Below are 13652 nucleotides of genomic sequence, written 5' to 3'. Positions count from 1 at the left end.
ATTCGCTCCACCTCTCGGGCTTACGCCCGGAGTTCTTGCGAGCGGAATGTAAAGACACAAGGAACGAAAAAAATCTTTTCGTTCCTTGTGCGTAAATCGTCCGTTACCACCAGCCGTTATTCTTCCGTCCCATCTGTTTCAGGTTCTTCGGCCGGCTCTATATGCAGCGACGCCAACAACATATCCACCAGACGGATATCACTCGGGTATTGCACCAGTTCGCGCGCTTTTAATAAAGACACCCAGCGTATTGCCAAAATTTCCGAAGCATCGTGCTTGCCAATCCGCCCCAGTTTTTTCATCAGATACCACTGTACCATCTTTTTAACGTAATTGCCTTGGAATGTAAACGCATATTTCACGCGAATCATCGGCCGCACAATCACAGCTTTATATCCCGTTTCTTCTAACACTTCGCGCAATGCGGCCTGACGGGGCGTTTCCCCCGCTTCAATATGGCCTTTGGGAAAGGTCCAAATCTTCTTTCCCTTCATATTCTTGACCTGAACGAGAAGCACTTTGCGCCCGTCCAAAATCACGCCGCCGCACGAAAATTCGGAAACGATCATACGTTTTGCTCTAAGTGATACGCCGCGTTTAAGATTTTTTCTTCTTGTAGAATCGGCCCGTAAAACTGCACACCAACGGGCAATCCGTTTTTATCCTTTCCAAACGGAACGCTGATACCCGCTAAACCGCCGATATTGCCCTGACACGTATACAAATCCGCCAGATACAGCGCAAGCGGATCTTCATCGTGATGCCCCAATTTAAAGGCCGTCGTAGGAGACGTAGGCGTTAATAATACGTCCACTTGTTCAAACGCTTTTTTAAAATCGTCGCGGATAAGTTCGCGCACTTTCATCGCTTTTAAAAAGCATTCTTCATAATTGTTGGAAGTTAGCGCGAATGTCCCAATGATAATGCGTTTCTTAACCTCTAACCCGAACGGTGCGCGGGAGGCTTCGTAATAGGCGTTTAAATCTTTAGCGGACTTATCGGCATAACCGTAGCGAATCCCGTCGTAACGGCCCAAGTTGGAGCTGGCCTCGGCACTCGTAATAATATAGTAGCACGGGGCCGCGTATTTGGCGTGCGGAACATCCACCTCCACCAGTTGTGCGCCCTGCTTTTCAAGCGCGCGGGCGGCTTCAGTTACTTTTTGTTTAATGTCGTCGCCAAGGCCGTCCAAAAAACCTTTCGGCAAGCCGATTTTAACGCCTTTTAAATCTTTGGCAAGCAGCGACGCATACGCCGGCACGGGAGCTTCAAGAGAGGTAGAATCGTGCGCGTCTTTCCCCGCCAGCACTTCCAAAACGGTGGCCGCGTCTTTTACGTTTCCGGCGATTACACCCACTTGGTCCGCGCTGGACGCAAACGCAATTACCCCGTAGCGGGAAATGCGCCCGTACCCGGGTTTAATGCCCACAACGCCGCAGAATCCGGCAGGCTGACGGACAGATCCGCCCGTGTCGGTACCCAAGGCTACCGGCACCATCCCCGCCGCCACGGCTGCTGCACTTCCGCCAGAAGATCCGCCCGGAACACATTCGGTATTCACCGGATTTTTAACAGGGCCGTACACGGAGGTTTGGTTGGTGCTGCCCATAGCAAATTCGTCCATATTGGTGCGGCCGATAATCACCGCGCCCGCAGCCAGCAGTTTTTCCACCACGGTAGACGTATAAGAGGCCACATAGTTTTCCAACATTTTGGAACAACAGGTAGCTTTATGGCCTTTGTAAAGGATATTGTCTTTAATCGCCACGGGTACGCCCGCCAAAGCGCCCAGCTCTTCGCCGCGCGCGCGTTTTTCGTCCAGTTCTTTGGCGCGCGACAGCGCGTCTGCTTCAAACACTTCCACAAAAGCGTTAATTTCCGGATTTTTCTCGGCGATTACGGCCAAACAGCCGCGGGTAATTTCTTCGGCGGATTTTTCGCCGGATTTAAAAGTATGTACAATTTGCTCTACGGTCATCATCAGAGTACCTTCTTTACTTTGGCGCAGTCGTCTAAACTAGCGTTAAAATCAGCGCGCAGCAGGGCGGCGCGTTTTTCGTCAGTTACCGGTTCGTCGGCGCGCACGTGCGCGGATAAATTGACATTGGAAAGCGTTACGCCGTCCGTATTGACGGAGGACAATTCTTTTACCCAATTAAAAAGAGCCTCCAGTTGGGCCTCATACACGGCGGTTTCCTGTTCACTTACCCGCATTTTGGCGAGTTTGGCCGCCACTTCTACGTCTTTTTTAGTTATTTCCATATAAAATAGCTCCCTGTAGAAATATATTTTATATAATATGGGACTGTTTGGCTAGGGTCGCACACATATGCACGGAGAACGGGCCACCTAAATATAGGAGGTTTTATGGAGAATGAAAACAAAAACACGCCGGAAAGTTATCTTAACAGTCAAAAAGCGGGCATAAACGAACACTTTACACTAGCGGTAACGGCGGTAATTTTATCGTGCTTTACGGGATTTTGGACGATTCCATTGGCCTTGGCTGCGCTGATTTTGTCCTTGCGCACGCAGGATTTAAAACTGGAAGGGCGTACGGACGAAGCGCGCAAAACCGCTTGGTGGGCGGGAGTATGCGGCTGGTTGACGGTATTCGTCGCACTGGTCCCTGTAATACTGATCATCTTTTTCGGCGGAGCGATTATGGCGTTTATCGCGGCGCTTTTGGCCACAGCCGCCGCGTAAATTGCCAAACAAATGAAACTCCCCCTGGATCTCATTCACCCGGGGTTTTATATTTAAGGCATGGTATAAATGGCTCCGTTGTTTGGATTTTCCGTATAAAATACCCCTCCCAAACTTTGACATATCTGTTTGCCGCGTACGCTATAAGAACGGCACTCACGCCGTCCTTTCGTGGAATGTTGATCCACATATGCCACATAAGATACCGAAGCCGGCTGATATTCTCCAAACACAGCCCCGCCCTGCTGCATATCATTTACCCCCTGTATATTTATTCTCCATTGAGCATTTCCTTTCTTAAACTCGCCGTTTATAGAAGTAGGCTGAAAGCCTTCAAAAGAAATATCTAATTCTTCCAAGTCACGGGCATATTCCCCGTTTGCCATATAATAACGCTCCTCCGCCTCTTTTATGGAACGGACAAATACCATCAGCTGTGTGTAACGCGCTTTATCCACCGCTTTTTGATACTGCGGCAGTGCGACAGCGGCCAAAATACCTATAATTAAAACAACCACCAATAACTCTATAAGCGTAAAACCACGTTCTTTACACATGGGATATATCCCTCCTTGTTAAAGAGTAATAATCCCAATTTATCAAAAAAAAAAAACAATACAACCCCCGCCGATAAAAAACGGAGCGGAAAAACAATTTCCGCTCCGTTTACACGCGTTAAAATTTCCGGTTTTTTACAAAATTTCCAACGGGGCGAATTTTAACATAAACGTCCTTCTTACGCCGTTGCCGAAAAGAACCGTAATTTTGGCACTGTCGCCGGAGCCGGCGATTTGTACGATTTTGCCCTGCCCGAATACGCCGTGCTTAACCATACCGCCCACGGCCACACCGTCGGCGTTTTTTTCGGCCGGAGCCGGCTGCTGAGCGGGCGAGGAGGACGACGCGTTTCCCCGCGCCGCGGACGACGGCCTGTTAAACGACGGCCGCGCATACAGTGACCCCAAGCCGGAAGAACCGTACGATGACGACGTATAATCCAAATCATCATCCTCAATTTCGTAGCCGTCTTGGTCGTATTTTTTCTGAAAACGGCTCTTGCTCGCGTACCCTTCAAAAGTTTGGTAGCGGTTGTTGCCGCCGAAATTATTTTTGCCTCGGGAATATCCGCCGCCGTAGTTTCCGCCGCGGTACGGACCCGAAGCCCCCGCCCCGTACAAACCGTATTTGGAATGGTAATCAGTATAGCGCGGCTGGGAAGATTCGCGTACTTCGTTTTCATCCAATAACCCGCTTTCAAACAAAAAGCGCGAAGGCAGATTATTTTGAAGCTGGCCGAATTTGCGGCGGGCTTGCGAATACGTCAAATACAACCGCTTGCGCGCGCGCGTCATCGCCACATAACAAAGGCGGCGTTCTTCTTCTAACTCATCCTCGTTGTCGCGCGAAATGGGAAATAAATTTTCTTCAAGACCGGTAACAAACACATCGTCAAACTCCAGTCCTTTGGCAAGGTGCACCGTCATCAGCGTTACCGCACCGCCTTCACCTGCATTGGAATCATCCTCACCGGACAAAAGCGAAATTTCCTGCAAGAAATCGGCCACAGACGGGGCCTTTTCGCCTTTTTTACAGCGCTCTTCGTACTCTTTTACAGCGTTGATAAGAGCATCCAAGTTCTGCAGGCGGGATTCGGCCTCGGGGTCTTTTTCCATTTCGGCCTTAACCGCATCCATATAGCCAGACTCTATCAAAATTTTGTGAAAAATATCCGCAGGCTCCGTCAGCAGCATATCGCCGCGCCAGTTTTCAAACAACTGCACCAGTTTGACGGCAGCCTTGCACGCAATAGAACTGAGCCCGGGCACGTATGCGGCTTTTTTCAGTGCGTCGTACAAAGACAATTGATTCGCTTCCGCATACGCCATCAAGCGGTCCTGCGCTACTGTGCCAAGCCCGCGCGAGGGAGTATTGATAATACGAAGTAAACTCACGTTATCGGCCGAATTCACAAGTATACGCGCGTAGCACATAATGTCTTTAATTTCCTTGCGGTCGTAGAAGCGCACCGTACCAATCAAACGGTACGGAATTTGGTAACGGCGGAAGGTTTCTTCAAAATTACGGCTCTGCGCGTTAGTGCGGTAGAAAACGGCAATATCCTTTAAACTTGCGCCGTCCTCGTCCACCAAGGCCTTGATGTTTTGGCTGACCCAGCGGGCTTCTTCGCCTTCGGTATGGGCTTCGCGCACGACAATCGGGTCGCCGGATTCTTTATCGGTAAACAAACTTTTTTCTTTACGTTTTTTGTTTTTGGTAATCAGCTTGTTGGACGCGTCCAAAATCACTTTGGTGGAGCGGTAGTTCTGCTCGAGCGTGATCGTTTTCGTATCTTGGAAATCTTTTTCAAACTCCAAAATGTTGCGGATGTTTGCCCCACGCCACGAGTAAATGCTTTGGTCCGGATCGCCCACCACGCACAGCTTGCGGTTTTTGGCGGCCAACATTTTAGTAATCAGATACTGGGTATGGTTGGTATCCTGATATTCATCTACTAAAATATACTGAAAAAATTCCTGATAGTAAGAGCGGATATCCTCGTGATCGCGCAGGAGAACGACGGTTTTAACAAGCAGATCCCCAAAATCCAGTGCGCCCGCTTCTTTGAGTTTCTGCTCGTAACGGCGGTACACTTCGGCGATGCGGATTTTAAAATCCAGCCCGCTGGCCGTGGCGCTTTGCATCATGGTATCGGGCGAAACCATATCATCTTTGGCGCGGGAAATCTGGCTGACGATTTGGCTGATTTCTTTTTTGGGGTCCTTAATGCCCATTTGTTCCAAAATCAGACTGACGACTTTCTTTTGGTCCGAATCGTCGTAAATGGCGAAATCGCGCGACAGCCCCAGCGCGCCCGCGTGCTGCCTGAGAATACGCACGCCGAACGAGTGAAAGGTATGAATCCACACGCGGCTGCCCGCACCGGCCACAAGCGCCTCCACGCGTTCGCGCATTTCCTGTGCGGCTTTGTTGGTAAACGTAACGGCCAAAATGCGGGACGGATTACACCCGTCCGCAATCAGCTTGGCGATTTTTGTCGTCAGCGTTTTGGTTTTGCCCGTACCGGCGCCGGCCACGATAAGGCACGGGCCGCCGTTATAATTGACGGCTTCCAACTGCTGGGGATTTAACGATTTTAAAGAGTCTTGTAAAGTCATCCTGCTTCCTGTTGGGCGGCAGCCCAAAAATCATTTCAGTTTTAGTTGCACAAACGTCTCGATATGGTCGCTGTGCGGAAAGAAATCAAACGCTTCCACGTGCAGAATTTCGTAATGCTGCGTCAGAATTTTGAGGTCGTTTGCCAGCGTGACGGGATTGCACGAAATGTACAGTACGTTTTCCACGCCCGATTCGGCCACCGCCTTGGCCGCGCGCGGGTGCATACCGCCGCGGGGCGGGTCCAGAATAATCAGTGCGTCTTTGCGTTCTATGGGCTGTTCTTTGACGAAATCTTCCACTTTAGCACAGAAAAACTGCACATTGCAAACGCCGTTTAGCTTGGCGTTTTCAATACCATTGTAAATGGCGGGCGCAACACTTTCCACGCATACGCTTTTTTCGCACAAGTCCGCGCAGGAAAGCGAAAAACTGCCCGCACCGCCGTATAAATCGTAAATGCGTTTAGGCGCGATTTTTTTGACAATTTCCCGAACACGAGAGTACATTTTCTGCGCCGTTTTGGTGTTGGTTTGGAAAAACGACTGCGGGGAAAGTTTAAAAACAACCTCTCGCACCGTTTTACCCGATTCGTCCGTTAGTATAATTTTTTCAAAAATATGGTCTTTGCCTTTTAGCACGCGCAGACTTTCCGGCGCCGCCGTATCGGCCAGCCCGCTATTGACGGCTGCCATAATATGAGCGCAGGGCAATACACTTTCCACGGCTGCTACGAAGGTTTTTTCGTTGAAATCGTCCGTCACAAACAGCACCACGATTTCTTCCCCCGTGTTTTTGCCTTCGCGCAGCATCAGGTGGCGCAAAACGCCGGTATGTTTGCGTTGGTCGTAATATTCCAAATTTTCCTGTTTCGCCCACGCGCGAAGCGCAGTTAAAAGAGGGACGAGTTTTTCGTTAAACAGCGCGCACTCTTCGATATCCACCGCGCGGTCCCAACGGCCTTTCAGTTTGAACCCCAGCGTCTGTTCAAACTCCAGCGGGCGGGTTTTGTTGGCGGGGTCTTTTTTATTGTAATCATCGCGCCATTTGACTTGGTGACAAAACCCGAGTTCCACTTTGTTGCGGAAATTTTTGGGCTCATCCGTCACCGTAACGGGGATTTCTTCCGTCCAGAAATCTTTTAAAATGTCCTGCAGTTTGGCGCGTTTTTTGGCCACCTGTTCTTCGTAAGGTAAATTTAAAAGCGAGCACCCGCCGCATACGCCGAAATGTTTACACGTAATGTTAGGCATTGATTTTAAACAGGCAAACGTCGCCGTCTCTCACAATATAATCTTTGCCTTCGGAGCGGATAAGACCGTGCTCTTTTAAGGATTTTTCCGAACCGTATTTGACAAGGTCGTCAAATGTATACACGTCGGCACGAATGAATTTTTTTTCAAAATCGCTGTGGATTTTGCCCGCCGCCTGCGGTGCGGAACAGCCCACGGGAATCAGCCAGCTGCGGACCTCCACCTCTTCTCCCGCCGTAAAATACGTGCACAGGTTTAAAAGTTTCATACCTTCGCGCACCACTTTTTCCAGGCCCGTGTAGTCGTTACCGGTTTCGGACAGAAAAGCGTGTTTTTCTTCTTCGGAAAACTCAGCAATATCGGCTTCGAATTTGACGCACAGTTCCACAAAACCCGCGCCGTTTTCTTTGGCAAACGCGGCCACTTTCTCGGCATTGGCAGCGTTGCGGGTTTCAGAATTGTTTCCCACATACAGGACGGGTTTGGCCGTCAAAAATTGGTATTCTTTTAATTCCTCCGGCTCAAGCCCCAAAGAGCTGACGGGTTTTCCGTTTTCCAACGCGGCTTTGATTTCTTTCATCCGTTCCCACGCGGCGACGGCGTCTTTCTTGCCGCTTTTGGCATTGGAACCCAAACGATCGCAAATTTTGGTCGCGCTTTCGAGGTCGGCAAGCATTAATTCGGTATTAATGATATCAATATCGCGCAAGGGGTCAACGGAATTCATCACGTGGGTGACGTTGTCGTCGTCAAACAGACGCACGACGTGGATAATAGCATCTACCTCGCGGATGTTGGCTAAGAATTTGTTTCCGAGGCCCTCGCCTTGGCTCGCGCCTTTGACGATGCCCGCGATATCCACAAATTTAATGAAAGCGGCTGTTTTCTTGGGCGGGTTGAACATTCCAAACAGCTTATCCAGCCGTTTGTCCGGTATGGGAACGATACCCACATTGGGTTCGATGGTACAGAACGGATAGTTGCTGGCTTCCGCACCCGCACAGGTAAGCGCGTTAAAAAGGGTGGATTTGCCCACGTTGGGCAAACCGACGATGCCGATTTCCATATAGTCATACTCCTTGGGATAATGATAAAAAGCGGATATTTATTATATTTTAGCATTTTAGCCCCGTTCCTACATATAAAAAGCCCGAGCAGTCGCTCGGGCGTAAAACATCATAAGAAATTCTACAGCCGATAATGCATTAGACCGTTGCCGTTACTGGTTGGATTTTTCCCGCCTAACAACACGCACACTTGGTTAGCCAGCTCTCTGGTTTCCATAGCCGTACAAGAACGCGACACATTCCCGCCCGACGGCAAGAAAATTCTGTACCCCAACCCTAACGTATCGTGTGTACACAAAATAGAATGGCTGACAGATTGCCCCATAAACAAGACACACGTATAACCGTTAAACTGTACCCCCGTACGATTTTCCGAAACTTCACCCTGCAAGGTAATATCCAAATCATCCAATGTAGACGGCCACGCCCCATTAGCCATACGAAAAACCTCCGCTGATTCCAGAATGGAATTTGCCAGCGTCATTACCTGCACATACCGGCTTTTTGCCACCGCTTTTTGATATTGCGGCAATGCAACAGATGCTAAAATGCCGATAATTAACACTACCACCAACAACTCTATCAGCGTAAAACCTTTCATTTTTGTTTCTCCTATCAAAAAAGATATCCTGCGTCGATTCTGCTTAGGATTTACCGTTTTTAAGGGGAAAAACACCCATAACACCGCAGGCAGCTAAACGCTACGGAATAACCTATGGTATCAAAAAAAAAAACGGGTCAAGACTCAGGGCATAGCGCCCTTTTCCACTGCGCTCTTTTGATTAATTGAGCCATATTATTTTGGACATATCGCCGGCTACGAATAAACAAGCGCTATAAAGCCGTCCACAAGACCTTGATAGGAGAACCCCAAACAAAACATCTTACCAACTCCTTGTTATTTATGATAAAATGAATATATAAGTCCCGTTCGTCTAGTGGTCCAGGACGCCGCCCTCTCAAGGCGGAGATCACGAGTTCGAATCTCGTACGGGACGTTTTTTTATATTTCCGTCCGCCAAACGGAAAAAGGGGGTTGTATGGAATTAACGACATTGCAGACGGTATTACTATCGTCGTTGATTGCGGTAGTGCTGTTTTTACCGCTGACTGTCCACAAAGTGGAAGAAAACTTGGAAGCGTTCCTGTTTTTATGCGGAGCGTTCGCCGTAACTGTATCCAAAATGTGGAGCGGGCATCTAGTGCTGACCGCACTTGAGGATCCGATTAAAATTACGCTGGCTGTGCTCATTGCAGGGCTTTTATTTCGCAAATTCAATAAAAACATTCAGCATTTAACACATTGGGCCGTCAAAAAACTCGGTTTACGCTGGACACTGTTTTTAATCGTTTTTCTGCTGGGAATTACTTCCAGCTTGATTACAGCGATCATCGCCGCGCTGATTTTGGCTGAAGTGGCTGTTATGCTGCCGCTGGAACGCAAAGGACGCATTAAACTCGTCACGTTCTCGTGTTTCTCCATTGGGATGGGCGCGGTGCTGACCTCTATCGGCGAGCCGTTAGGCACCGTAGTATTATCCAAACTGGCGGGAGAACCGCACAACGCCGATTTCTTCTTTTTAATTGACCACTTGGGCTGGTATGTACTCGGCGGTATTTTGTTTATGTCCGGTATGGCCAGCTCCTTGCGCGAAAGCACAATCTCCCACGCACCCGGCGTTAAAGAAGGCGCAGACGAACACTCCGTCAAAAGTATTGTGGTTCGTGCGGCTAAAGTGTATTTATTCGTTATGGCCCTTGTGTTCTTGGGCGACGGTTTAAAACCGCTTGCGATGCAGACCATTTCGCACCTGTCGGCCAACTGGCTGTACTGGATTAATATGCTGTCCGCCGTCTTGGACAATGCCACGCTGGCCGCCATTGAAGTAACGCCCGACATCAGCACCCGCACGCTGACGTTCCTGTTGATGAGCTTGATTGTCTCCGGCGGGATGCTTATTCCGGGTAATATTCCCAACATCATCTGCGCCAGCAAACTGGGTATTAAAAGCAAAGAGTGGGCAAAAGCCGCTTTTGGCTTGGGACTAGCCATTATGATTGCGTATTTCGTCATTTTAAGCGCAGTCCTTTAAACAGAGATGCACTTTTTACGAAATCCGCCTTTCCATTTCGGAAGGCGGATTTTTTCTACTCCATTTTTCCATACAGCAAAAACTCCGAATTTTATATAATCTGAATATATATTGTGACAGGGGAGAAATTGAATGAAAATCCATTCCTTTAACGTACAGCCCAACCTGCCCGAGAACATCAAGTTTTTGGAAGAGTTGGCCAATGATATGTGGTTTACTTGGAATTGGCAGGCTATTCTGCTTTTTGTAATGGTTGACTCCAAACTGTGGACCGCCGCCAAACGCAACCCGAAATGGTTTTTGGGCTGCGTGCCGCAAAAACGCTTTGAAGAACTCAGCAAAGACGAAACCTTCGTCAACAATTTAAACCAAGTCAAAGAAGCCTACTACAACTATAAAAAGAATCCGCACACCTGGTATCAGGAACACCGCCGCGAAAACGGCAACCTGCTTACGGCGTATTTCTCTATGGAATACGGCATCGGCGAAGGACTGCCGATTTACTCCGGCGGCCTCGGTATGCTTGCGGGAGACCATATCAAGTCCGCAAGCGACCTCGGTATGCCGATCATCGGTGTGGGTCTTTTTTACAAACAGGGCTACGTACAGCAGGTACTTAACCGCGAAGGCTGGCAAAACGAAGAATATCCGGATAACGACTGGGCCCATATGCCCGTCACCCGCGTGACCGACGCACAGGGCAACGAAATTACCATAGACATCCCGCTCGGAGCGGAAACCGTCAAAGCCTGCATCTGGCGCGTACCCGTAGGGCGCACCTCGCTTTATCTGTTAGATACCAACTTACAGGAAAACACTCCTGCCCAACGCGCTATTACCGAAAAACTTTACGGCGGCGACCGCGAAAACCGCATCCGCCAAGAAGTGGTTTTGGGCATCGGAGGCGTAAAAGCGTTGCAGGCAATGGGCATTAAACCTACCGTTTTTCACATCAACGAAGGGCACAGCGCATTTTTACTGTTCCAGCGCATTATTGACATTATGAACGAAAAACACCTTTCGTTCTCCGAAGCGCGCGAAATTGTATGGGCGTCCTCCGTATTTACCACACATACACCTGTCATCGCCGGGAACGAACATTTTGATCCCGCCCTTGTACGCAAATATATGCAAAGCTATGCGGACCAAATGCATATTTCTTGGGACGAGTTTTTGGCACTGGGCAAAGAAACGCCCGCCTCGGCCACTTACTGTATGACAGTCGTTGCTCTGCGTTTGTCCGCCTTCTGCAACGGCGTGGCCAAATTGCACGGACTTGTCAGCCGAGAAATGTGGCACAACCTTTGGCCGAATCTGCCCGTCAGCGAAGTACCGATAACCAGCATTACTAACGGGATTCACAGTGCTTCGTGGATTTCGCACGAACTTAACGAGCTGTACCGCAAGTACCTCTTTAACGGAGACCAGCGCGGCGAAGTCGATCCGTCCGATGAGCACGCTTGGAGCAAAATAGACACGATTCCCAATGAAGAATTGTGGAAAATTCACTCCGTACGTAAAAATAAACTGATTGATTTAGTACAAAACCGCTTAAAACGCCAGCTGACCCGTCAGGGTTTTGATATAATGACCGTCAAGAAAAACAGCAAAGTGCTCCGCCCCGATGTGCTGACAATCGGCTTTGCCCGACGCTTCGCCACGTACAAACGCGCGACACTCTTGTTCAAAGATTTAAACCGCCTTGATAAAATCGTCAACAATCCTGCGCGTCCCGTACAATTTGTATTTGCTGGAAAAGCGCATCCGGCTGATACAGCGGGAAAAGAATTTATTAAACTTATTGTGGGCCTTACACAAAACGATCCGCGCTTTAAAGGCAAAATCGTATTCGTGGAAGACTACAATATGAATACTGCCCGTTATATGGTGCAGGGCGTGGACGTATGGCTCAACAACCCGCTGCGCCCGATGGAAGCCAGCGGCACCAGCGGGATGAAAGCGGCTTTAAACGGCGCGCTGGCACTTTCTGTGCTCGACGGCTGGTGGGACGAAGTCGGTCCGTGTGATTTCGGCTGGTCCATCGGCGGGCCGGAAAACTATAAATCCGCCGAAGAACGCGATGCAGTGGAATCCGAATCACTGTACAGTATTATCGAACAGGAAATCGCTCCTGCTTACTACGAAAAAGATGCAAACGGCATTTCTTCTGCGTGGCTTAACTTGATGAAAGAATCCGTCAAACACATCGCCCCCGTATTCAACACCAACCGTATGGTAAAAGAATACTACGAACGCTTTTACATCCCTGCCAATAATTACGGTATGATTTTGCAGGAAGAAGGCAAAGCGCAGGCCGTTGCACAATGGAGAAATAAAATTGCTCAAAATTGGTACCGCGTCAGCGTGACAGACACCACCCCGCAGCCCGAAAAAGCTATTTTAATGGGCGACAAGGTGAATTTCAAAGCGCGCGTACAACTGGGCAATTTGGCTCCGGAGGACATTCAGGTAGAGCTGTGTATTGGTCTTCGCGGTACGCTTGGCGGCATTGTCAAAGAAGAAGCCATCGATATGAACTGCACCGGTAAAGACGGCGACGCGTATACGTATGAAGTGTCTATGTCGCCGCTTAACAGCGGACGGCAGGACTATGCGATGCGTATTCTGCCTGCCAACAATAATATTCCCAACGTGCTGACCCCGCTGTTCATCCGATGGGAAGAATAATAAGAGTTCCTTTTTTCATTGCAAAAAAGGAACCAAAAAGCTAGGCAATCTGTAAAACAGAAAGCCGGATTTTAAGGGTATTTTTATAACTCGCAAAAAAGTAAACCTTATCTTTTTTGCTCGGACCATAAAAATAGTATTCCCTTAAAATTCCGGCTTTCTAGACGTTTTAAACGATTGCCGAAACAACAAAAACACGGATTGTTCATTTTAAAACGTTTTAATGATTGCATTAAACGGCAAAACGGCTTGCTAAGCGTTTTAAACGATTGCCGTAAACGGCCTTTAGTGTCGTCATTGCGGCACACAAAAAACTTCTGACAATTTAACGAAGCAAATTATATTATTGTACGTTTTTGTGTGTAGTTTGCGGTTTTGCCCAAGAGCCGCGTACAGCACAACTGAAAAATAAGCGAAGTAAATTTTAAGTATTTGAGAAATTCCGAGGAAATGTTTATTTTCTTGAAGCCGCCGCGTACTGATAGGCAGCCGCTTGCGGCGCGGTACGCAAGGTGAACAAAAAAATAAAAAGTTACCGGAATTTAACAAATCGAATCATACCAACACAACTAAAAACATTATGCTGAACATCGTACTTGTAAACCCCGAAATTCCTTTTAACACCGGCAATATCGGCCGTTCCTGCGTTGCCACCGGCACGCGGCTGCACT

Annotated in this window: 11 protein-coding genes, 1 tRNA gene and 1 pseudogene; 5 read left to right on the top strand and 8 right to left on the bottom strand. The window is 48.7% G+C overall.

Translation table 11 applies throughout. The features are described 5' to 3' along the window. Positions 1-116: 116 nt before the first annotated feature. The 3 genes from ACI351_RS03330 to ACI351_RS03320 are packed head-to-tail and all read right to left on the bottom strand — an operon-like array spanning position 117 to position 2262. Positions 117-569 carry an NUDIX hydrolase gene (locus tag ACI351_RS03330; protein WP_439733840.1) on the bottom strand — a complete coding sequence of 151 codons (453 nt, stop codon included), beginning with the start codon at positions 567-569 and terminating at the stop codon, positions 117-119. Beyond that, entirely contained in the window at positions 566-1978 is a 1413-nt protein-coding gene (gene gatA / locus ACI351_RS03325) for an Asp-tRNA(Asn)/Glu-tRNA(Gln) amidotransferase subunit GatA (RefSeq protein WP_439733841.1), read from the bottom strand. Before gatA ends, ACI351_RS03330 begins: the two co-directional genes overlap by 4 nt. A gap of 2 nt (positions 1979-1980) precedes the next feature. Further along, entirely contained in the window at positions 1981-2262 is a 282-nt protein-coding gene (locus ACI351_RS03320; protein ID WP_439733839.1) for an Asp-tRNA(Asn)/Glu-tRNA(Gln) amidotransferase subunit GatC, read from the bottom strand. 105 nt (positions 2263-2367) lie between these two features. On the opposite strand from ACI351_RS03320, the gene ACI351_RS03315 reads away from it, so the two are divergent. Then, positions 2368-2706 (top strand): hypothetical protein, encoded by a 339-nt coding sequence (locus ACI351_RS03315; RefSeq protein ID WP_439733838.1) that lies wholly within the window; start codon positions 2368-2370, stop codon positions 2704-2706. 53 nt (positions 2707-2759) lie between these two features. On the opposite strand, the gene ACI351_RS03310 is transcribed toward ACI351_RS03315, so the two are convergent. The 5 genes from ACI351_RS03310 to ACI351_RS03290 all read right to left on the bottom strand — a co-directional run bounded on the left by ACI351_RS03310 (position 2760) and on the right by ACI351_RS03290 (position 8801). Next, a complete protein-coding gene (locus ACI351_RS03310; RefSeq protein WP_439733837.1) occupies positions 2760-3263 on the bottom strand; it encodes a type IV pilin protein in 504 nt (167 codons plus the stop codon). Positions 3264-3398: 135 nt separating this feature from the next. After that, a complete protein-coding gene (locus tag ACI351_RS03305; protein WP_439733836.1) occupies positions 3399-5882 on the bottom strand; it encodes an ATP-dependent helicase in 2484 nt (827 codons plus the stop codon). A gap of 30 nt (positions 5883-5912) precedes the next feature. Next, positions 5913-7133: a 23S rRNA (uracil(1939)-C(5))-methyltransferase RlmD gene (gene rlmD, locus ACI351_RS03300; protein ID WP_439733835.1), complete on the bottom strand. Its 1221-nt coding sequence runs from the start codon at positions 7131-7133 to the stop codon at positions 5913-5915. Then, entirely contained in the window at positions 7126-8199 is a 1074-nt protein-coding gene (ychF, locus tag ACI351_RS03295) for a redox-regulated ATPase YchF (RefSeq protein ID WP_439733834.1), read from the bottom strand. The genes rlmD and ychF overlap by 8 nt, the downstream gene beginning before the upstream one ends. A 122-nt stretch (positions 8200-8321) precedes the next feature. Next, entirely contained in the window at positions 8322-8801 is a 480-nt protein-coding gene (locus ACI351_RS03290) for a type IV pilin protein (RefSeq protein WP_439733833.1), read from the bottom strand. Positions 8802-9124: 323 nt separating this feature from the next. On the opposite strand from ACI351_RS03290, the gene ACI351_RS03285 reads away from it, so the two are divergent. The 4 genes and pseudogenes from ACI351_RS03285 to ACI351_RS03270 all read left to right on the top strand — a co-directional run. After that, positions 9125-9198 (top strand) — tRNA-Glu (locus ACI351_RS03285). A 42-nt stretch (positions 9199-9240) separates the two neighbouring features. After that, positions 9241-10293 (top strand): DUF1646 family protein, encoded by a 1053-nt coding sequence (locus ACI351_RS03280; RefSeq protein WP_439733832.1) that lies wholly within the window; start codon positions 9241-9243, stop codon positions 10291-10293. A gap of 132 nt (positions 10294-10425) precedes the next feature. After that, complete coding sequence (gene glgP / locus ACI351_RS03275; protein ID WP_439733831.1) at positions 10426-12981, top strand: alpha-glucan family phosphorylase; 2556 nt, start codon at positions 10426-10428, stop codon at positions 12979-12981. A 580-nt stretch (positions 12982-13561) separates the two neighbouring features. Then, positions 13562-13652 (top strand): annotated as a pseudogene (locus ACI351_RS03270) (tRNA (uridine(34)/cytosine(34)/5-carboxymethylaminomethyluridine(34)-2'-O)-methyltransferase TrmL); the annotation flags it as partial.

The organism is Candidatus Avelusimicrobium sp. (genome assembly GCF_051874775.1).
Taxonomy (GTDB): domain Bacteria; phylum Elusimicrobiota; class Elusimicrobia; order Elusimicrobiales; family Elusimicrobiaceae; genus Avelusimicrobium.
The sequence above is the reverse complement of the archived record's forward strand: the minus strand, read 5'-3'. Positions and strand labels throughout refer to the sequence as shown.

Bases quoted from the DNA above. Each gene is read 5' to 3' on its own strand.
- ACI351_RS03280 (WP_439733832.1), top strand. From the start codon at position 9,241: ATGGAATTAACGACATTGCAGACGGTATTACTATCGTCGTTGATTGCG.
- ACI351_RS03305 (WP_439733836.1), bottom strand. From the start codon at position 5,882: ATGACTTTACAAGACTCTTTAAAATCGTTAAATCCCCAGCAGTTGGAA.
- glgP (WP_439733831.1), top strand. From the start codon at position 10,426: ATGAAAATCCATTCCTTTAACGTACAGCCCAACCTGCCCGAGAACATC.
- ACI351_RS03310 (WP_439733837.1), bottom strand. From the start codon at position 3,263: ATGTGTAAAGAACGTGGTTTTACGCTTATAGAGTTATTGGTGGTTGTT.
- ACI351_RS03290 (WP_439733833.1), bottom strand. From the start codon at position 8,801: ATGAAAGGTTTTACGCTGATAGAGTTGTTGGTGGTAGTGTTAATTATC.
- rlmD (WP_439733835.1), bottom strand. From the start codon at position 7,133: ATGCCTAACATTACGTGTAAACATTTCGGCGTATGCGGCGGGTGCTCG.
- ACI351_RS03330 (WP_439733840.1), bottom strand. From the start codon at position 569: ATGATCGTTTCCGAATTTTCGTGCGGCGGCGTGATTTTGGACGGGCGC.
- ACI351_RS03320 (WP_439733839.1), bottom strand. From the start codon at position 2,262: ATGGAAATAACTAAAAAAGACGTAGAAGTGGCGGCCAAACTCGCCAAA.
- ACI351_RS03315 (WP_439733838.1), top strand. From the start codon at position 2,368: ATGGAGAATGAAAACAAAAACACGCCGGAAAGTTATCTTAACAGTCAA.
- ychF (WP_439733834.1), bottom strand. From the start codon at position 8,199: ATGGAAATCGGCATCGTCGGTTTGCCCAACGTGGGCAAATCCACCCTT.
- gatA (WP_439733841.1), bottom strand. From the start codon at position 1,978: ATGACCGTAGAGCAAATTGTACATACTTTTAAATCCGGCGAAAAATCC.